Origin of the sequence: Halorubrum trapanicum (assembly GCF_002355655.1) — an archaeon.
Taxonomy (GTDB): Archaea; Halobacteriota; Halobacteria; order Halobacteriales; family Haloferacaceae; genus Halorubrum; species Halorubrum trapanicum_A.
Window position 1 is genome coordinate 258,036 of record NZ_AP017569.1, and the last position, 17,942, is coordinate 275,977.

The 17,942-nt window shown below is 68.4% G+C and carries 19 protein-coding genes; 10 read left to right on the plus strand and 9 right to left on the minus strand.

Going from position 1 to position 17,942, the window contains the following annotated elements; translation table 11 throughout:
- Positions 1-93 precede the first annotated feature (93 nt).
- A complete protein-coding gene (locus CPZ01_RS01230) occupies positions 94-348 on the plus strand; it encodes a hypothetical protein (RefSeq protein WP_096393047.1) in 255 nt (84 codons plus the stop codon).
- A gap of 352 nt (positions 349-700) precedes the next feature.
- Here CPZ01_RS01230 and ilvD read toward each other — a convergent pair whose 3' ends face one another.
- From ilvD to CPZ01_RS01250, 4 genes are all read right to left on the minus strand, one after another.
- Positions 701-2,494, minus strand: coding sequence for a dihydroxy-acid dehydratase (gene ilvD, locus CPZ01_RS01235; RefSeq protein WP_096393048.1), 1,794 nt, complete (start codon positions 2,492-2,494; stop codon positions 701-703).
- 82 nt (positions 2,495-2,576) lie between these two features.
- Positions 2,577-3,659 carry a type I restriction enzyme HsdR N-terminal domain-containing protein gene (locus CPZ01_RS01240; RefSeq protein ID WP_096393049.1) on the minus strand — a complete coding sequence of 361 codons (1,083 nt, stop codon included), beginning with the start codon at positions 3,657-3,659 and terminating at the stop codon, positions 2,577-2,579.
- 77 nt (positions 3,660-3,736) lie between these two features.
- Positions 3,737-4,045 carry a MarR family transcriptional regulator gene (locus CPZ01_RS01245; RefSeq protein ID WP_096393050.1) on the minus strand — a complete coding sequence of 103 codons (309 nt, stop codon included), beginning with the start codon at positions 4,043-4,045 and terminating at the stop codon, positions 3,737-3,739.
- An 8-nt stretch (positions 4,046-4,053) separates the two neighbouring features.
- Positions 4,054-4,446, minus strand: a complete 393-nt coding sequence (locus CPZ01_RS01250) for a VOC family protein (RefSeq protein WP_096393051.1) — start codon at positions 4,444-4,446, stop codon at positions 4,054-4,056.
- Positions 4,447-4,603: 157 nt separating this feature from the next.
- Here CPZ01_RS01250 and CPZ01_RS01255 point away from each other — a divergent pair, with 157 nt between their 5' ends.
- Positions 4,604-4,975: an SHOCT domain-containing protein gene (locus CPZ01_RS01255; protein WP_231899197.1), complete on the plus strand. Its 372-nt coding sequence runs from the start codon at positions 4,604-4,606 to the stop codon at positions 4,973-4,975.
- Positions 4,976-5,008: 33 nt separating this feature from the next.
- Here CPZ01_RS01255 and purQ read toward each other — a convergent pair whose 3' ends face one another.
- Both purQ and purS read right to left on the minus strand, forming a co-directional pair.
- Positions 5,009-5,686 carry a phosphoribosylformylglycinamidine synthase I gene (gene purQ / locus CPZ01_RS01260; protein WP_096393052.1) on the minus strand — a complete coding sequence of 226 codons (678 nt, stop codon included), beginning with the start codon at positions 5,684-5,686 and terminating at the stop codon, positions 5,009-5,011.
- Between the two features lie 25 nt (positions 5,687-5,711).
- Positions 5,712-5,963: a phosphoribosylformylglycinamidine synthase subunit PurS gene (purS, locus tag CPZ01_RS01265; RefSeq protein ID WP_008442483.1), complete on the minus strand. Its 252-nt coding sequence runs from the start codon at positions 5,961-5,963 to the stop codon at positions 5,712-5,714.
- Positions 5,964-6,143: 180 nt separating this feature from the next.
- Here purS and CPZ01_RS01270 point away from each other — a divergent pair, with 180 nt between their 5' ends.
- Positions 6,144-7,124: a formyltetrahydrofolate deformylase gene (locus tag CPZ01_RS01270; RefSeq protein WP_096393053.1), complete on the plus strand. Its 981-nt coding sequence runs from the start codon at positions 6,144-6,146 to the stop codon at positions 7,122-7,124.
- A gap of 75 nt (positions 7,125-7,199) precedes the next feature.
- A complete protein-coding gene (locus CPZ01_RS01275) occupies positions 7,200-7,388 on the plus strand; it encodes a hypothetical protein (protein WP_096393054.1) in 189 nt (62 codons plus the stop codon).
- Between the two features lie 9 nt (positions 7,389-7,397).
- On the opposite strand, the gene CPZ01_RS01280 is transcribed toward CPZ01_RS01275, so the two are convergent.
- Complete coding sequence (locus tag CPZ01_RS01280) at positions 7,398-10,325, minus strand: ATP-dependent helicase (protein ID WP_096393055.1); 2,928 nt, start codon at positions 10,323-10,325, stop codon at positions 7,398-7,400.
- Between the two features lie 131 nt (positions 10,326-10,456).
- Between CPZ01_RS01280 and cmk the strand changes: the two genes are divergently transcribed.
- Positions 10,457-11,071, plus strand: coding sequence for a (d)CMP kinase (cmk, locus tag CPZ01_RS01285; RefSeq protein ID WP_096393056.1), 615 nt, complete (start codon positions 10,457-10,459; stop codon positions 11,069-11,071).
- Between the two features lie 16 nt (positions 11,072-11,087).
- On the opposite strand, the gene CPZ01_RS01290 is transcribed toward cmk, so the two are convergent.
- A complete protein-coding gene (locus tag CPZ01_RS01290; RefSeq protein WP_096393057.1) occupies positions 11,088-11,561 on the minus strand; it encodes an MGMT family protein in 474 nt (157 codons plus the stop codon).
- 102 nt (positions 11,562-11,663) lie between these two features.
- Between CPZ01_RS01290 and CPZ01_RS01295 the strand changes: the two genes are divergently transcribed.
- The 5 genes from CPZ01_RS01295 (at position 11,664) to CPZ01_RS01315 (ending at position 16,275) form a co-directional block, all read left to right on the plus strand.
- On the plus strand, positions 11,664-12,299 hold the full coding sequence (locus CPZ01_RS01295) for an IS6 family transposase (protein WP_096393058.1): 636 nt from the start codon (positions 11,664-11,666) through the stop codon (positions 12,297-12,299).
- 111 nt (positions 12,300-12,410) lie between these two features.
- A complete protein-coding gene (gene trpC, locus CPZ01_RS01300) occupies positions 12,411-13,247 on the plus strand; it encodes an indole-3-glycerol phosphate synthase (protein ID WP_096393059.1) in 837 nt (278 codons plus the stop codon).
- Complete coding sequence (gene trpB, locus CPZ01_RS01305) at positions 13,244-14,548, plus strand: tryptophan synthase subunit beta (RefSeq protein ID WP_096393060.1); 1,305 nt, start codon at positions 13,244-13,246, stop codon at positions 14,546-14,548. Before trpC ends, trpB begins: the two co-directional genes overlap by 4 nt.
- Positions 14,549-15,403, plus strand: coding sequence for a tryptophan synthase subunit alpha (trpA, locus tag CPZ01_RS01310; RefSeq protein ID WP_096393061.1), 855 nt, complete (start codon positions 14,549-14,551; stop codon positions 15,401-15,403).
- Positions 15,404-15,483: 80 nt separating this feature from the next.
- A complete protein-coding gene (locus CPZ01_RS01315; RefSeq protein WP_096393062.1) occupies positions 15,484-16,275 on the plus strand; it encodes a 2-amino-3,7-dideoxy-D-threo-hept-6-ulosonate synthase in 792 nt (263 codons plus the stop codon).
- Between the two features lie 21 nt (positions 16,276-16,296).
- On the opposite strand, the gene CPZ01_RS01320 is transcribed toward CPZ01_RS01315, so the two are convergent.
- The gene (locus CPZ01_RS01320; protein ID WP_096393063.1) at positions 16,297-17,865 is read right to left on the minus strand and encodes an HTTM domain-containing protein; all 1,569 of its coding nucleotides are present in this window, start codon (positions 17,863-17,865) and stop codon (positions 16,297-16,299) included.
- Positions 17,866-17,942: the final 77 nt, after the last annotated feature.

Sequence of the window (17,942 nt, forward strand, 5' to 3'; positions counted from 1 at the left end):
CTTCAAGCCCTTATATCCGTATTACGACTTCGGTCACGACCGTAGTGAATATACGGAGATTTGAAGTAGGGTGTCCAGCAATAACGGGATAAGATGTCACAATCGAACGCGTACACCGTCATTTCCGCACAGAACGATCACGAATGTACCACTGTACGTGCCCATCCCCGCAACGAGACGTTCCACGTCGTCGAGTACGCCGACGAGGACGCCCGTGAGCGCGTTGCTGACCTGCCGGTGGGCTCGGTCGTGAAGATGGAGCTGTCGCGCGCCGGCCGCCGCAGCAACGTCTGGCGCGCCGAGTCGGTCAATACCGCACAGACCGACGGCGGGACGAGCGGGGCGTAATCCGAGTGGCTCCTAGCGCGAAATTCCGGATTTATTGATATTCTCTATTATAAGCGATCGACTGCGCTACGGAGAACACCTCCAAAGCCCCAGTCGCGAGGCGGGCGCACGCTCGCTGCGCTCCTCAGTCGCTCGTTTCACTCGCTCCTTCCGGTGCTTACGTCGCCTGCGCCCGCCTCGCGACTGCCCCTTTGAGTCCCGCCCCCAACAGCACCGCAGCCTCACACCTCCCCAGCCTCGTCGGCCTCCCTCCGGTCGGCCGACTCCCTCGCGCGTGCTCCTCGCGGCCTTCGGCCGCTCGTCGGCACGCGCCACCGCACATATAAATCCAAAAAGCAGCTGCTCGTCTCCTTTATAAGTCTCGCGTGAGCCGCGGGTTCGTCACCGCGCCGTCCGCGGCGGACGCGAAGTCGCGGCCGTACTTCGCGAGGATGCCGCCCTCGTAGGGCGGTTCGGGTGCGTCCCACGCCTCGCGGCGCTCGTCGAGCTCCTCCTCGGTGAGGTCCACCGTCAGGTCGCGTTCGGGGATGTCGACCGTGACGTGGTCGCCGTCCTCGATGAGCCCGATCGGGCCGCCGACGGCGGCCTCGGGCGCGACGTGGCCGATCATCGGGCCGCGGGTGGCACCCGAGAACCGGCCGTCGGTGAGCAGCGCCACGTCGTCCTCGTGGCCCGCGCCCACGACGGCGGCGGTGACGCCGAGCATCTCGCGCATCCCGGGGCCGCCGCGGGGGCCCTCGTTGCGGATGACGATCACGTCGCCGGACTCGATGCCGCCGGACTGGACGTACTCCATCGCCTCTTCCTCGTTCTCGAACACGCGGGCGGGCCCCTCGTGGTAGAACTCGTCGTCGCCGGTCACCTTCAGCACCGAGCCGTCGGGCGCGAGGTTCCCGTCGAGGATCTTGATCGCGCCCTCCTCCTCCTTCGGCTCGTCGACCGTGTAGAGGAAGTCGGCCTCGATCTCGTCGTCGGCCGGCAGGTCGCCCCGCTCCTCCAGCTCGGCGATCTCCTCGGCGAGGGTTCGGCCCGTCACCGTCATCGCGTCGCCGTGGAGCAGGTCGGCCTCCAGCAGGCGCCGGAGGACGACAGGCACGCCGCCGACCTCGTGGAGGTCGTTCATCACGCGGCTCCCGCCGGGCTGGAGGTCCGCGATCTTCGGCGTGCGCCGCGAGATCTCGTCGAAGTCCTCGATCGAGAGGTCCACGTCCGCCTCGCCCGCGAGCGCGAGCAGGTGGAGCACCGCGTTCGTCGAGCCGCCCATCGCGGTCTGGACCGCGATCGCGTTCTCGAACGACTCTCGGGTGAGGATGTCGGAGGGCCGCCGGTCGTTCTCGATACAGTCCATCGCGAGCTCGCCGGCGCGCTCGGCGACCGCGTAGCGCTCCTCGTCCTCGGCGGGCGGCGAGGCGGAGCCGAGCGGCGCCAGCCCGAGCGCCTCCGAGAGCGACGCCATCGTGTTCGCGGTGAACATCCCGCCGCACGAGCCCGCGCCGGGGCAGGCGTTGCGCTCCAGGTCGTCGAGCTCGTCGGCGTCCATGTCGCCCTGCGCGTACGTCCCGACGCCCTCGAACACCTGGACGATCGTCACGTCGCGCCCGTCGTGTTGGCCGGGCATGATCGACCCGCCGTAGAGGAAGACGCTGGGGAGGTCCGTCCGGATCGCGGCCATCATCATCCCGGGGAGGTTCTTGTCGCAGCCCGCGACCGTCACCAGCGCGTCCATCCGCTCGCCGAAGGAGACGAGCTCGACGGAGTCGGCGATCACCTCCCGCGAGATGAGACTCGCCTTCATCCCCTCGGTCCCCATCGAGATGGCGTCGCTAATGGTGATCGTCCCGAACTCGATCGGCATCCCCCCCGCGGCGTCGATGCCGTCGAGCGCGGCGTCCGCCACGTCGTCGAGGTGGACGTTACACGGCGTGATGTCCGCGGCCGGGTTCGGCACGCCGATGATCGGCGAGGAGAGGTCCTCGTCGTCGAACCCCATCGCGCGGAACATCGCGCGGTGCGGCGCCTTGTCCGGCCCCTCGGTCACCTCGCGGCTCCGCAGCTCCTCGTCTTTCCCGCCGGCGAATCGGTCCGTGTCCTCCCGGCGACGACGCCGCTCGTCGTCGTCGTCGGATCTCGGCTGCTGTTCGCTCATACCCGACCCTGTCGCTCGGGACTCTTAAACGACCGCGTCGGGGCGAGGGTTGCTCGGCGGGGCGAACTAGTTCGGGGCGGGATTACCACTCGCCTGTATAATCTATGTCGACACCGCAGGCGTCGGCGAAGTTTCGGAGATGGCGTTTCTTGTCTTTCTTGTTTAATGACGTGTAGACATAGTAGTCCTCGCCGACCTGCCGGTACGTTCGCATCTCGTCGCCGTTCGGATGGTTCGGCTCGTCGTTCAGCATCGCGATTTTCTGTCCAGGAACGTACGGAAGTGGCGCGTACGCCTCGATCAGACCGTGGTTTTCGATGAGATGATCCACGGTCCCCTCCATAACGTCTGACTGGCTCTCACCGCTGAGGAACGTTGACCCAGTATCGGTGATGAGTTCCACGACGTACGATCCAGATTCGTCTGAATGTCCGGTGGTTTTCGTGGGGTCTGACGACTGGGTATCAGTTTCACTATCCACCCGACTCTCGTTCTGATCTCGTTCCAATTCCGCGATCAGATCGTCTACGAGTGTCTTCGACAGCGACTCAGCTGGTTGGGAGACAACTTCGCCGACTCGATCGACGACCGTCTCACGGATCGAATCCGCGATATCGTCTTTCTCTTTGGACAGCGTCGAAATCGCTTGCCGTCGACGCTCCACCCGCTGATAAATCTCTGTCGAGGCACCCGACTGAATCGAATCCTTCGAGAGCGCGGCGAGCATCCAGTCGTTCGCGGTGAGGTCGGCGAGGTCAGATTCTCCGAGGCGTTCCACGTCGGGGGTAGCGCCGTCTTTTTTAAGACGAAACACGGCGAACGTCTTTCCGTTCGTGAGTAGTCCCCAATCGACCCACTCCTGTCGCATGTAGCTCCGTAGTTGGTCGGCGTAAGCGTCGGTAATCGTTGTGTCACAGCCTTTCGCTTCGACGAATAGAGTCGGAGATCCGTCGGCGAACAGCGCGTAGTCGACCTTCTTTTTTGAAGACCCCATCTGGACCGAGTATTCCATCTCGATTTCCGTGGAGTAGAAGTCCCATCCAAGAACATCTCTTATAAATGGATCAATCAGTCGAGATCGCGTGTTCTGCTCGTCCATTTGCGGAGACGACTCGACGAGCGACAGGGAGCGTTCGACGTAGTCCGACACCGTCTCCTCGTCCATCTTTCGGAAATCTCTGGTGCGCACCCTCTTAAAAGTGAAACGTTGCTAACCGTACAGGTGACAGCGTAGGAATACTGTCACGAAATCTCTTCCATGTCTTCCGTTTTTATCTCTTCCAAGCGTTCTTCGCCGTACTGACCGTCTGCGTTTTTGTGGTGTCGGTGGAATCGGTAGGCGGCTTGGAGTCGTTCTTCGTCATCGGTGATTGTCCAGTACGACTCCTTGTGACGGACGAGGTCACGCTCTTTCAATCGGGAAAGGATCGCACTAACGACGTCCGTATCCAGATCGAGTCGATCGGCGATCGTCGCCGCCTTCCACGCGCGATCGTCGCTTTCGTCGAGGAACAGTACGATCCGTTCGGTATTATTCTGTACTTCGTCCATAGAGGGATTCAAACCCGCGCTTTCAGTTCCACCCGGTAGCCAAACGGGTCTCGGACGTACACCGCGCCCGCCTCGCCGGTCGCGCCGAGCGGCGAGTCGAGCGTCTTCTCGACCTCGACGTCGGCCTCGGCCAGTTCGGCCTCGATCTCGTCGACCGACTCCTCGACGACGACCGCGACGTGGTCGTAGTTCGTCTTCGTCGGCCGCTCGAACTCGTCGGTCGGCCAGAGGTGGATCACCGCGGTCGCCGAGAGCCGCACGTCGAAGAACGGTTTCTCGTCGGCCGCGTACAGCGCGTCCTCGACGCCGAATCCGAGCCGCTCACCGTAGAACTCGCGGGCGGCGTCGGCGCCGTCCTCGGGGATCCGGAGGTTGACGTGGTCGATGTGTCGCGCGTTCACGTAGGCCAGTTCGGTGCCCGAGCGCAAAAGTCGTGCGGGGGCGTCGCGACGCTCGCTTCCGAACGCCGGCAGCGTGTCTGCCGGCGACGGGGGAGCGCGGTCCCACCACCCGCGAACGGCCGCGGAGTATTTACCCACAGAAATGTAATTTTCGCACATGATTGGGTTCGACGCCGCCGCCGTCGCGCCGCTTATGGGTGGCATGGCCGGTTCGGGGATGGCGGGCGGGATGGGCGGCTGGATGGTCCTCTTTCCGCTCCTCGCGCTGCTCACCGTCGCGGCGCTGCTCGCCGTGGGCGTCGTCGGAATCAGGGCGCTCGCGAGCGAGCGCGACGACGGATCGGAGCCGAGCGAGCGCGACGAGTCGCCGGTCGAACGCCTTCAACGACGGTACGCGGAAGGGGAGCTCACGGAGGCTGAGTTCGAGCGGGCGCTGGAGCGCGAACTGGAGTCCGAGGGGGCGGACGGGATCGAGTCGGAGTCACCGACGGAGGCGGAACGGAGCGGATCGGCCGCGAGAGCGCGGTAACCGCGAGTCGAGTTAGGCGAACTCCGACCCCGATCAGGCGAGCGCTTCGAGGATCCCCGCGCCGTCGGTGCTCCGGCCGAGGTCCGGGAGCGTCGCGCGCTCGGGGTGCGGCATCAGCACCGCGACCGTCTCGCGCTCACCGAGGACGCCCGCGACGTTGTCGGTCGAGCCGTTGGGGTTCGCCGCGTCCGTGACGTTCCCGTCGGCGTCGCAGTAGCGGAACAGGACGCGGTCGTCGGCGACGAGGTCGGCGTGGGCCGCGTCGCTGATCTCGAAGCGCCCCTCGCCGTGGGCGATGGGGACCTCGATCACGTCGCCCTCGTCGTAGGCGGCGGTCCACGGCGTGTCCGCGCGCTCGACGCGCAGGTGGACCGGTTCGCACTGGAAGCGCGCGGAAGCGTTGGTGGTGAACGCGCCGGGCGTGAGCCCCGACTCCGAGCCGATCTGCGCGCCGTTACAGATGCCGATCACGGGGACGCCCTCGTCGGCCGCCGCGCGGACTTCCTCCATGATCGGCGCGCGGGCGGCCATCGCGCCGGCGCGGAGGTAGTCGCCGTAGGAGAATCCGCCGGGGAGGACGATTCCGTCGGGGTCGGCCGGAAGCCCGTCCTCGTGCCAGACGCGCTCGGCGTCGACGCCCAGGTGGTCGAGCGCGCGGACGGCGTCGCGGTCGCAGTTCGAGCCGCCGAACTGGACGACAGCGACCGTCACGCCGCCCACCCCGCGTTGGCAACCGTCATCGCTCCGCGACCGCCACGTCGTAGTCGTGGATGGTCGGGTTCGCGAGCAGCCGCTCGGCCATCTCGTCGGCGCGCGCGGCCGCCTCGTCGGCGTCGGCGGCGTCGAGGTCGACCTCGAAGCGGTCCGCCGAGCGGAGGTCGGACAGCTCGAACCCGAGCCGTTCGAGGGCCTGCTGGGTCGTCTCGGCCTCCGGGTCGAGGACGCCCCGCTTCAGCCGGACCGTCACCGTCGCCGTGTACGCGGTCATACCCGTCGGTGCGGGGTCGTGTGTAAAAACCGTTTTGGAACGGCGTTTATACGCACATACGTGGATATATTGCGGTCGTTCGTGCGGGAGGCAGGGACCGCGCGGAACGAAAGGGGCAAACCCCTCCGCCTGTTGGGGTGGGTGTATGCAGCCGCTCGAACCCGCGGAGGTGATCGTCGCATGACCCGCGAACTGACCGAGATCACGGTCGTCGGAGGAGACAAGACCGGACTCATCGCGCGGGTCACCTCCCTGCTGTTCGAGCGGGGAATCAACATCGAGGATCTCGACCAGGCGGTCCGCGAGGGCGTCTTCCGGATGACGACCCGCGTCGACGCGTCGGAGATGGAGACCTCCCGGGGCGAGCTCCGCCGCGCGCTCGCCGAGCTCGGCCGCGAGCTCGACGTGGACATCCAGGTCCGCTTCCCGAGCGACCGGGACGCCCGCCGCGTCGCGCTGCTCGTCACGAAGGAGACGCACGCGCCCGAGGCGCTGCTGGAGGCCGAGGCCAACGGCGAACTGGCCGACGACGGCGCGGAGGCGGAGATCCCGGTCGTCATCGGCAACCGCGGCGACCTCCGGTCGCTCGCGGAGCGCTACGACAAGCCGTTCTACGACGTGGGCGACGGCAACGGCAACACCGACGAGGGGCGCCTCCTCGACCTGTTGGCCGAGTACGACGTGGACCTCATCGCGCTGGCCCGCTACATGCGGATCCTCTCGCCGGAGGTCGTCTTCCGGTACGAGGGCCGGATCATCAACGTCCACCCCTCGCTGCTGCCGGCGTTCCCCGGCGCGGAGGCGTACCGGCAGGCGAAGGACGCGGGCGTCCGCATCGCGGGCGTCACCGCCCATTACGTCACGACCGACCTCGACCAGGGCCCGGTCATCGCCCAGCGCGCCTTCGACGTGCCGCCGGGCGCCGACGTCGACGAGATCAAGCGCCGCGGGCAGCCCCTCGAAGCCGAAGTGCTGCTCGACGCGGTCCGGCTCCACCTCGCGGACGCCATCGCCGTCCACCGCGGCACCGTCCACGTGCGCGAGGACGCCGACGTCGACGCCCAGTTCGGGCTGAGCGACGCCGCCGTCGACGCGAACCCCGACGAGCCCGTCGACGGCGAGCCGCTCGGCCGGTCCCCCGTCTCGCCCTCGGACGACTGAGCGGCCGCGAGCGAGTCGGCCGAGTCGGCGGTCCACAGCCTATTTTTAAACGGACGCGGACGCAACGACCGGTCGATGGTCGAGCGTCGCCCGCGCACGGAGTTCCTCGCCGACACCGCCGCGGTCGTCCGCAGCGACGAGCGGTTGGTCCTGCTGTTCCTGCTGTTGCTGTCGCTCGCGGCGCTGGTCGTCTTCCTCCACTACACGACGCTGATCTTGGACGGGCTTCCCGACCCGCTCCCGGCCGAGCCGATTCGGCCGTAACCCTGGGGCTCAGTCCGGTCGGCGGTCCGCGGCGGGTTCGGCGTCGCGGTCCCCGGCCTCGTCGCTCCCGGCGCTCCGCGGCGCCTCGTCGATCTCCTCCATCACCCGGGCGTGGAACTCGCGGAGGACGGCCGACTCGTCGTCGGCGATGACGGTGTCGGAGTCGACGAGCGTCGCCAGCCCGAACGCGAGCGGACTCGGCGAGTCGACGACGCGGTGTTCGACCGCCAGGTCGCCCGTCGCGATCCGCCCGACCGCCTCGCGGATTCCCCCGACATCCAGCCGGTCCTCCAGCAGCTCGCGGTACGTCTCCTCCAGCACGGCGAACTCGTCTAGGTCGGCCGCGAACGACAGCAGCATCTCGGCGGACACCTGCTGTTCGGCGGCCGACTTCTCGTACCCCTTGTACCGCTTCAGGATGAGGAGCGCTCGCCCCGCGTTGATCCGGAAGTAGCGCTGGAGCAGGTCCGTCCCCCGAACGGCCTCGCGGAGGTCCTCGCGGACCGTCTCGGGGTCGAGATCGGCCAGAATCTGTGCCACGTCGACCTTGCGGTTCAGCGGGAGCGCGAGCGAGAACCCGCGGTCCGCGACCGCGACCGCCACGTTGGCGTCGGTCCGGTTCGCGACCGCGGCCGCGACGAGACGCGAGAGCCCGTCGTTGAACCGCCGGCCGTAGACGGAGTGGACGTAGAAGCGGCGCTTGTACTCGTTGCGGTCGAGCTCCTCCTCCACGACGAGCCGGTCGGGCGTCGAGACGCTCTCCGGGCCCGCGTACCGGACCTGCTCGTCGTACATCCGGGCGAGCGCTCGGACCGCGTTCCCGTCGAGGGGGAACTCGCGGAGCCACGCGCGGACCGCGGCGGGGCCGGCGCTCGGGCCGTCGCCGGTCAGCCGGTCGAGGAGTTCGGCCTGGAAGTCGAGCACCTCGCGCGCGAGGTCGGCGGAGAGGGGGAGGCGCTCGGCGAACCACGAGGGGACGGTCGGGCGCTCGCTCGTGCGGTCGACGTACACCTTCGAACCGCGGCGGTAGCGGAACGCGAACCGCTCGCCGCCCAGCGCGAACACGTCGCCCGACTCCAGCGTGTCGAGGTACGACTCGTCCAAGGTCCCGACCCACTCGTCGTCGCGCGTGAACACGTCGCAGGTGAACGAGTCCGGGATGGTCCCGACGTTCGTCATGTAGATGACCCGCGCGAGCCGCCCGCGCTTGCCGACGAGCGTCTCGTCGACCGGGTGATCTGGGTAGTGGTGCTCGCCGTCCGGCGGGTCGTTGGCGTCGCGCCACACCTTCGGATAGACGTTCTTCTCTTCGAGGCCGTCGTAGTCCCCCGTGAGGTACCGGAGGAGCCGCTCGTAGGCCGCGTCGTCGAACTCGCGGTACGGGTGCGCCCGACGCAGGACCTCGCGGACCTCCCGGTCCGGTCGGATCCGGTTTATCGCCATGCCGTAGACGTGCTGGGCGGCGACGTCGTAGGCCCCCTCGGGCGGGAACACGCGGTCGACGAACCCGTCCTCGGCGCGCGCGAGGATCGTCGCGCACTCGATCAGCTCGTCGCGGTCGAGCGCGAACACCCGCCCCTCGACGGTCTCGCCCGGGCTGTGGCCCGCGCGGCCGACGCGCTGGAGCAGCGCCGCGACGGACTTCGGGGAGCCGACCTGAACGACCAAATCGAGGTGCGGCATGTCGATGCCGAGCTCCAGGCTCGTCGAGGTGGTGACCACGTCGAGCTCGCCCGACTTCAGCCCCTCCTCGACCCGGGTGCGCTGGGCCTCCCCGAGGCTCCCGTGGTGGCAGCCGGAGTCCGACTCGTCGTAGTCGAACCGCTGGCGGAGCTCCTGGAGCGTGCGCTCGGCGCCCGACCGCGAGTTCGTGAACACCAGCGTGTTCTCGTGGGACTCGATCAGGTCGCGGAGCGACTCGTAGAACCGGTCGGTCACCGCCGACCGCGGCGTGTGGACGAGGTCGGCGGCCGGCGTCCGGAGTTCGAGGTCGAACTCGCGGGCGAACCGGGCGTCGACCACCTCGCAGGGGCGCGTCTCGAAGCCGTCGACCTCGCCGGCCGCGCCGTCGACGCGCTCGCGACCGACGAGGAACGAGGCGATCCCGTCGAGCGGTTCGACGGTGGCCGAGCAGCCGATCCGGGTGATCTCGGCCGCTCCGTCCCGCTCGCCGTGCCGCGCCAGCTCGGTCAGCCGTTCCAGCGACACGGAGAGGTGTGTCCCGCGCTTGTTCGCGGCCAGCGAGTGGATCTCGTCGACGATCACGTACTCGACGGTACGGAGCTTCTCCTTGAACTTCGGCGAGTTGAGCAGGATCGCGAGCGTCTCCGGCGTGGTGTTGAGGACGTGCGGCGTCTCCGAGAGCATCGCCTGGCGGTCCGCCTGCGAGGTGTCGCCGTGGCGGATCGCCTGCCTGACGCCGGGGTCGTAGGAGTCAGCCTCTCCGTCGCCGTCGCCTCCTTCCGCCGCTGCGATCGCCTCGCCGATCCCCTCTAACGGGGCCTCCAGGTTCCGCTCGATGTCGTTCGCGAGCGACTTCAGCGGCGAGACGTACAGGCAGTAGACGGAGTTCTCCAGGTCGCCGGCGCGGTCGCGCGCGAAGAGGTCGTCGAGGACCGCGAGGAAGGAGGCGAGCGTCTTGCCGCTGCCCGTCGGCGCGGCGACGAGGCAGTTCTCCCCGGCGTCGACGTGGGGGATCGCCTCGCGCTGCGGGGGCGTGAAGAAGCCGCCGTTCTCGCCGACGTACTCGCCGAAGCGCTCGACCCACCAGCGCCGGACCGGCGGCGAGAGCCGCGCGAGCACGTCGGCGTCCGCGATCGGGACCGTCTCCGGGTCGAAGCCGGGGTCCGGGATCGCGCCGCGGTCGACCGCGTCTCGGAGGAGGGCCCGCGCGGCGGCCTCGTCGCCGCGGTCCGTGGTCTCGCTCACGGCGTTCACCAGGGCTCGGGAAGGGAAATCGGTTGCGTCGGTCCCGCGGAACTTCGCGCGACCGACCCCATCTCCGTCGGTCCCGCGGAACTTCGCGCGACCGACCCGTTTATCCGGCGGCCATCCGTGTCGCCACACGCATGAGCGGCACCTCGCCGGAGCCCGACCGACGGATCGACCGGAACCTGTTCGTCACCGTCTCCGGCCCGCCGGGCTGCGGGGCCACGACGCTCGTCGAGGGGATCGCCGAGGCGCTCGACTGCGGCTACGTCTCCGGCGGCGAGCTGTTCCGCGAGATCGCCGCCGAGCGGGACATGAGCCTCTCACAGCTGATCGCAGAGACCGGCGAGTCCGAGGAGATCGACCGGGCGCTCGACCGCCGGCTCCGCCGCATCGCCGAGAAGTGGGGCGCCGCGAACAAGGCGTTCGTGCTGGAGTCGCGGCTCGCGGGCTGGATCGCCGGCAACCGCGCCGACATCCGGATCTGGCTCGACGCCCCGGACGAGGTCCGCGCGGACCGCACGGCCGCCCGAGAGGAGATGACCTCGGAGATGCAGGTCCGCGAAGTCATCGAGGAACAGCGTTACAAGTCCTACTACGGCATCGACCTGTCGGACCGATCCATCTACGACCTGGTCATCAACACGGGACGGTGGGACGCCGAGGCGACGCTCGATCTGGCGCTCACCGGAATCCAGGGGTACGACGTCGCCGCCGACGAGGGCGCGTTCGACACGCCCGACTTCGAGATCTGACGCGCGTCCGGGGGACCTACCTAACCGAAATCCCCTCGACGGACCGCAGCACGTCTCGGACCTCCCCCGGCGTGGCGTACGGGCCGCCGCTCACTCGGTGGTCCGGCAGGAGGACGGGGACCGGGTTGTCGTTGAGCGCGCCCGTGACCGTCTCCAGGTCGTCGGCGTCGTCGGGGTCGAAGCCGGCGAGCCGGGCGAGCCGGCTCACGGAGACCTCCTCGCCGTACGGAACGCTGCGGAGCGACTCCAACACCTCCCGCTGGTCGGTCGGCACGGTGAGGCCGAGCGCCACCTCGGCGAACTCGTCTCGCTCGCCGCCGAGGTACGCCTCGATCCGGTCCAACAGGTCGTGGTCGCCGTCGGCGTCCCCCGGCGGTTCGGCGGGGAACGACACCGAGATGACGCGACCGCCGGCGAACCCCACCTGAACGGTCCGGCCGATCTCGTCGAACTCCCGGGCGAAGACGCCAGACGTACCCGCCGTATCCATACCCTTCATTGGACGGGTGATTCACTTAAGTTATCGCCCGAGGAGGGGGACGGTGTTCAGATAAGGATTGAAAGGTGAGGCGGTGCGTTTTCAAAGTGATTCATGCCCGAAAACGACCGCCTCAGCGGCTGTTTAGACGAGATCAACTTAGAGTTTGTGGAGCGAGAGGCAACACCGACGTTGTTGATGAAGATCAGTATTCAGCTCCATCTTGCTGGATTATCGCTTTCGAATACTGTTTCGTTTCTTGAGGTATTTGGTGTTGATCGGGTTCGATCTACTGTTCATAACTGGGTTCACAAGGCCGATCTACAGCCGGAATCTGGTCGGTGCCCGAATCACGTTGCGGTCGATGAAACCGTGATTCAGCTTGACGATGAACAATATTGGCTGTACGCCGCTGTCGATCCCGATTCAAACGATTTACTCCATACAAAGCTTGAGCCGACAAGAACGAACGTGATCGCAGATCAGTTCTTCGCGGAACTCCGCGAAAAACACGATGTGGATGACGCGATCTTTCTCGTTGATGGCGCGACTCCACTTCACCGTGCCTGTGACAAACATGACCTCGATTTCAGATACGAACGACATGGAAATCGGAACAGCGTCGAACGTGTCTTTCGTGAGGTAAAACGCAGAACTACCAGTTTCTCAAACTGTTTCAGCAACGCCGAAGCAGAAACTGCTGACGAGTGGCTCAGGTCGTTCGCGTTCGCATGGAATCAGCTTATCTGAACACTACCAGGAGGGGTTCCCACAGCGGGCGCCCGGGACGAACGTGGCGTCGACTCCAACGCGTTTACCCCCGCAAGCCTTATGAACAGATACGTACATTAGTGTATAGTAATGGACGATCCAAACGAGCTGGCGCCGGCGGTCCGGTCGATCCTGTCCGCCGCTCGGGAGCGCGCGGACGCGAGGGGGGACGCGAGCGGAACCGTCTCGGTCTCGCCTCGCGACCTCTCGGCCGCGTTCGAGCGGGCCGAGGCCGACGGGCGCGTTCCGGTGATCGCCGAGGTGAAGCCGACGAGCCCGACGACCGAGGGCAGCCGCGAGGACGACCCCGTCGCGCTCGCCGAGGGGATGGTCGCCGGTGGGGCCGCCGCGCTGAGCGTGCTCACCGAGCCGGAGCACTTCGGCGGCAGCGTCGACACGCTCGAACGCGTGCGCGACGCCGTCGACGTGCCGGTCCTCCGGAAGGACTTCGTCGTCGGCGAGGCGCAGCTGGACGCCGTCGAGAGCGACGTCGTCCTGCTGATCGCGCGGTTCGTTGGCGAGGGCCTCCCGGACCTGCTCGCCGCCGCCCGCGACCGCGGCTTCCGGGTCCTCGTCGAGGTCCACGACCGCGAGGAGCTGGAGCGCGCGCTCGACGCGGGCGCGACGACGATCGGCGTGAACAACCGGGACCTCGCGGAGCTCGTCGTCGACCTCGGAACCTTCGAGTCCGTGGCGCCCCGCGTTCCGGACGACGTCACGCTGATCGCCGAGAGCGGCATCGGCTCGCCCGCGGACGTCCGCCGGATGCGGGCGGCGGGCGCCGACGCCCTGCTCGTCGGCAGCGCGATCATGGACGGCGACGTGGAGGCGAACACCCGCGAACTGGTGCGGGCGGAGGCGGACGAGGACGAAGACGCGGACCCGACACTCGACGACACGACTGACACCACGGAGACACCCACATGAGCGAGACCGAATCATCGACGAGCGAGGTTGGAGAGCTTTCGCGACGGCCAGGCCGCGAGCGCGGCCGCGACGACGGGAAGTTCGGCCGCTACGGCGGCCAGTACGTCCCCGAGGCGCTGATGCCCGCGATCGAGGAGCTGACGGACGCCTACGAGCGGTACGTCCTGAACAACGAGGACGGGTTCATGGACGAGTTCCGCGAGCGGCTCGCGGAGTTCGGCGGCCGGCCGACGCCGCTCCAGCGCGCCGACCGGCTCTCCGAGCGCTACGACACGGAGGTGTACCTCAAACGGGAGGACCTCCTCCACGGCGGCGCGCACAAGCTGAACAACGCGCTCGGGCAGGTCCTCCTCGCGAAGTACATGGGGAAGGAGCGCATCATCGCGGAGACCGGCGCCGGCCAGCACGGGACCGCGACGGCGATGGCGGCCGCGCACCTCGACATGCCCTGTACGATCTACATGGGCGAGCGCGACATCAACCGCCAGCGCCCCAACGTGTTCCGGATGAAGCTCAACGGCTCTGAGGTGAAGCCGGTGACGACGGGCCGCGGCACGCTCAAGGAGGCCATCTCCGAGACGATGCGCGACTGGGCCGAGACGGTTGAGGACACGCACTACGTGATCGGTTCGATCGTCGGTCCGCACCCGTTCCCGGTGATGGTCCGCGACTTCCAGGCGGTCATCTCCGAGGAGGCCCGCGAGCAGGCGATAGAGAAGACGGGCGGGCTCCCGACCGACGTGGTCGCCTGCGCCGGCGGCGGCTCGAACACGATGGGCGCGTTCGCCGACTTCGTCGACGACGAGTCGGTCGCGCTCCGCGCGGTCGAGGCCGGCGGCTCCACGCTCGAAGTCGACGAGGAGGCGGGCGTCGCGCCCAACTCCGCGTCGCTGTACGCCGGCGAGGAGGGCGTCCTCCACGGCGCCCGGACGAAGCTGCTTCAGGACTCGGACGGACAGATCATGGAGAGCCACTCGGTCTCTTCCGGGCTCGACTACGCCGGGGTCGGCCCCGAGCTCGCGTACCTCGTCGACGAGGGGCGCGTCGAGCCGGTCGCGGTCGACGACGACGCCGCGCTGGAGGGGTTCCACCGGCTCTCCTCGACGGAGGGGATCATCCCCGCGCTGGAGACGGCCCACGCGTTCGGCTTCCTCGAAGAACACCACGAGGAGCTCGGCGAGCGCGTGGTCGTGAACGTCTCCGGGCGCGGCGACAAGGACCTCGACGCCGCCATCGAGGAGACGGACCAGCGCGACCTCCCGAACGCGCCGGACATGTCGATGTTCACGGAGGGGATCTGAATGGCGGAGACGGGCAACTCCGAGGCCATCGCCGCCGCGTTCGCCGACGGCCCCGCCTACGTCCCGTACCTCGTCGTCGGCGACCCGGACTACGAGTCGTCGAAGGCGCACGTCGAGGCGCTCGACCGCGGCGGCGCCGACGTGATCGAGCTCGGCCTCCCCTTCTCCGAGCCCATCGCCGAGGGGTCGACGATACAAGAGGCGCTCGTCCGCGCGCTCGACGCGGGGATGACGCCGGAGCGGTTCTTCGCGTTCGCGGAGGAGGTGGAGGTCGACGCCGCGCTGGTGTGTATGACGTACTACAACCTGATTTATCAGTACGGTAGCGAGACCGGCCCGCGGCCGTTCGTCGAGCGGGCGGCGGCCGCGGGGATTCAGGGACTAGTCGTCCCCGACCTGCCGGCGGAGGAGGCGGACCCGCTGCGCGAGGCCTGCGACGAGTTCGGGCTCGACCTCGTCTTCATCGTCGCGCCGACGACGCGCGGCGACCGACTGGACCGTATGATGGAGAACGTCTCCGGCTACGTGTACGTTCAGGCGCGGCTGGGGACGACCGGCGCCCGCGACGACGTCTCCGACCAGACCACTGAGAGCCTCGACCGGCTCCGCGAGTACGACGTGCCGAAGGCGGTCGGATTCGGCATCTCGTCGGGCGAACACGCCGAGCGCATCGTCGCGGGCGGCGCCGACGGGATCATCGTCGGCTCGGCGCTCGTCGACGTCGTCGCCGACGGCGTCGAGAACGACCTGCCGACCGCGGCGGTCGCCGACAGGCTGGAGGCGCTCTCCCGCGAACTAAAGGCGGGCGCGGAGCGCGGCTACCGCTCGCGGACGGAGACGGTCGAGTCCGCCTGACCAGAAACGGACTAATACGTCCCCGAACGAAACCGACTTACCTCCGATTGCCACACTCTCACACAACGACCCATCCCACAATGACAGCAGGACTCTCGGCACGACTCGACCGCATCTCCACGAACGACCGCTACCTCATCGTCCCGATGGACCACGGGATCACGATGGGCGCCGTCGACGGCCTCGTCGACATCGAGTCCACCGTCGACGGCGTCACCAGCGGCGGCGCGGACGCGGTGCTCACCCAGCGTGGGATCGCGCCGCGCGTCCACCAGAACAAGAACGACGCGGGCTACATCGTCCACCTCAACGGGTCGACGACCATCGGCCCCGACGAGAGCGACAAGCGCGTCACGGGCACCGCGGAGGACGCGGTCCGCGCGGGCGCCGACGCCGTCTCCTTCCACATCAACGTCGGCTCGGAGTACGAGCCCGACCAGATCGAGGAGCTGGCGGAGCTGACGGCCGACGCCGAGCGGCTCGGGCTTCCCGTCCTCGCGATGGCGTACGCGCGCGGCCCGGGCGTCGACGAGAGCGACCCCGAGGCGCTCGGCCACGCGGTCCGGCTCGCCGAGGAGCTCGGCGCCGACGTGGTGAAGACGGGGTACTCCGGCGACGGCGACTCCTTCGAGCGCGTCACGGAGTCGACCCGCCTGCCGGTGGTCATCGCCGGCGGCTCGAAGGGAACCGACCGCGAGACGGTCGAGATGGTCCGCGGCGCCATGGACGGCGACGCGGCCGGCGTGTCGATGGGGCGGTCGATCTTCCAGCACGAGGACCCCGAGGGGATCGCCCGCGCCGTGTCCGCGGTCGTCCACGACGACGCGGGCGTCGAGGAGGCGCTGCGAGCGGGCGGGTTCGTCGAGGCGTAGCTGTCGCGTTCCGATACCGTTTCAGCAGGCGACGCGCACTCGTTTCTCCGCGTCCGGTTCTCCGACGAACCCGTCGGCGTCGACGGCCTGTTCGACGTGGAAGACGGTCACCGACGCCACGTCGCGGTCCGTCCGTTCGCAGACGTACGACGCCACCGGTCGGTACCGCGACTCGGCGGCGTTCTTCAGCCTGAACCCGAACTGGTGCCAGAGGGTCGTCGGATACGTCTCCGCCGCGTCCGGCGGCCGGTCGAACGTGACCGCCCCGCCGTCACGCAGGTCGACCGTCTCGCCGGAATCGAGCGTGCCGGCGACGACGTACCAGCCCGAGGCGTCCGGCGGGTTCGGCGCGAAGAACGACCAGCTCACCTCCGACAGCTCGCCGGTCGACTCCTGTGCCGGGAGGTCGACGAGTCCGACACCCGCGGCCTGCCACCAGACGAGCGCGAGGAAGAAGCCGACGAGCAGCGCGGCGGCGCCGACCCCGAGCACGCGACGGGCTCGCGACGGAGTCCGGGACGCGGCCCCTGCGTCGGTGCCGCCGTCGCTCCGGTGCGCGGGGTCGGTCCCCCCGAGCCGCGCGGAGTCGGAGCGCCTCGTCGCGACGGCCTCGACCCGGTCCCACGCCGCGGGCGGGAGAAACAGGAGCAGGACCGAGGCCATGACGAACGGGAACACCGCGAGCCGCATCGTCGCGGCCATGCCGAGGTGCGCGGCGACGAACGCGAGGGCGAGTGCGGTCCTGCGCCGTCCGGTGGCGACGACCAGCAGGGGGGAGACGGAGAGGAGCGCGATCCAGAGCCAGTTGACCGCGGTCAGGACGGCGGTGTACTCCGAGACGAGCGGCCCCAGCCCCACGGTGAACTCGCCCAACTGGAAGATCCGAGGGACCGCAGTCCCGGACGTCCACGCGTCGCTCCGGTACTTCGAGACCGCGTTCGCCGCGTATATCGACACGAGCGTCAGGAGCGTGACGGCCGTTCCGACCGAACAGACCCGCGGGTCGGCGGCATCTCCTCGGTCGTCTCTCGCCCGTCCGTCGCTCGCTCGTCCGTCGACGTCGCCCCGAGCGTCGCGGTCGCTCCGGCGACCCGAACCGAGCGAATAGCGCGCGTCGAGCGGAAGGAAGAGGCTCAAGAAGAGGAACACGGCGAGGATCGAGTTCCCGCCGTTGATCACGTACGGGTTCCGCGCGTACAGCGACGCGAGCAGGAGGAGCGAGATCCCTGTGGCCGCCCGCGTGCGGTAGCCGACCAGCAGGCAGACGGCGGCGACGACGGCGACCGCGAGGAGTCCCGTCTGTACCCGCGCTGACCCGGACATCGCGTGGAGGGACGCTCGCTCCAGCAGCGGGAAGGTCTCGGCGAGCGTCGAGCGAGGGAGGACGCCGCCGTCCGTGTAGAACGTCCGAATCGCCGGGAGCCGATAGATCAGCAGGTCGGCGAGGAGGAGGAGCGCCACCGCGATCCGAAAGATGCCAAGCCCCCGCGGATCGATCCCGAGGCGCGGCCGGGCGCGTTCACGGAACGACTCGCGCGCACCGCCGTATCGGGAACTCGCCGCTGAGAGGCGCTGGCTTGGTGGCGTCATGCGGAGGTGTGCGTTAGACGATACTATCTCAGTGATAAGTGCTTTGTCGTCGCCGCGCCGGCCTCCGCATCGCGCGA

What these genes read in the sequence shown, in the direction of transcription:
- CPZ01_RS01320 (WP_096393063.1), bottom strand. Translation starts at nt 17,865, where the DNA reads ATGACGCCACCAAGCCAGCGCCTCTCAGCGGCGAGTTCCCGATACGGC.
- trpC (WP_096393059.1), top strand. Translation starts at nt 12,411, where the DNA reads ATGGACGATCCAAACGAGCTGGCGCCGGCGGTCCGGTCGATCCTGTCC.
- purS (WP_008442483.1), bottom strand. Translation starts at nt 5,963, where the DNA reads ATGACCGCGTACACGGCGACGGTGACGGTCCGGCTGAAGCGGGGCGTC.
- CPZ01_RS01245 (WP_096393050.1), bottom strand. Translation starts at nt 4,045, where the DNA reads ATGGACGAAGTACAGAATAATACCGAACGGATCGTACTGTTCCTCGAC.
- CPZ01_RS01295 (WP_096393058.1), top strand. Translation starts at nt 11,664, where the DNA reads ATGCCCGAAAACGACCGCCTCAGCGGCTGTTTAGACGAGATCAACTTA.
- CPZ01_RS01315 (WP_096393062.1), top strand. Translation starts at nt 15,484, where the DNA reads ATGACAGCAGGACTCTCGGCACGACTCGACCGCATCTCCACGAACGAC.
- CPZ01_RS01255 (WP_231899197.1), top strand. Translation starts at nt 4,604, where the DNA reads ATGATTGGGTTCGACGCCGCCGCCGTCGCGCCGCTTATGGGTGGCATG.
- CPZ01_RS01240 (WP_096393049.1), bottom strand. Translation starts at nt 3,659, where the DNA reads ATGGACGAGGAGACGGTGTCGGACTACGTCGAACGCTCCCTGTCGCTC.
- trpB (WP_096393060.1), top strand. Translation starts at nt 13,244, where the DNA reads ATGAGCGAGACCGAATCATCGACGAGCGAGGTTGGAGAGCTTTCGCGA.
- CPZ01_RS01270 (WP_096393053.1), top strand. Translation starts at nt 6,144, where the DNA reads ATGACCCGCGAACTGACCGAGATCACGGTCGTCGGAGGAGACAAGACC.
- cmk (WP_096393056.1), top strand. Translation starts at nt 10,457, where the DNA reads ATGAGCGGCACCTCGCCGGAGCCCGACCGACGGATCGACCGGAACCTG.
- CPZ01_RS01290 (WP_096393057.1), bottom strand. Translation starts at nt 11,561, where the DNA reads ATGGATACGGCGGGTACGTCTGGCGTCTTCGCCCGGGAGTTCGACGAG.
- CPZ01_RS01275 (WP_096393054.1), top strand. Translation starts at nt 7,200, where the DNA reads ATGGTCGAGCGTCGCCCGCGCACGGAGTTCCTCGCCGACACCGCCGCG.
- ilvD (WP_096393048.1), bottom strand. Translation starts at nt 2,494, where the DNA reads ATGAGCGAACAGCAGCCGAGATCCGACGACGACGACGAGCGGCGTCGT.
- trpA (WP_096393061.1), top strand. Translation starts at nt 14,549, where the DNA reads ATGGCGGAGACGGGCAACTCCGAGGCCATCGCCGCCGCGTTCGCCGAC.
- CPZ01_RS01230 (WP_096393047.1), top strand. Translation starts at nt 94, where the DNA reads ATGTCACAATCGAACGCGTACACCGTCATTTCCGCACAGAACGATCAC.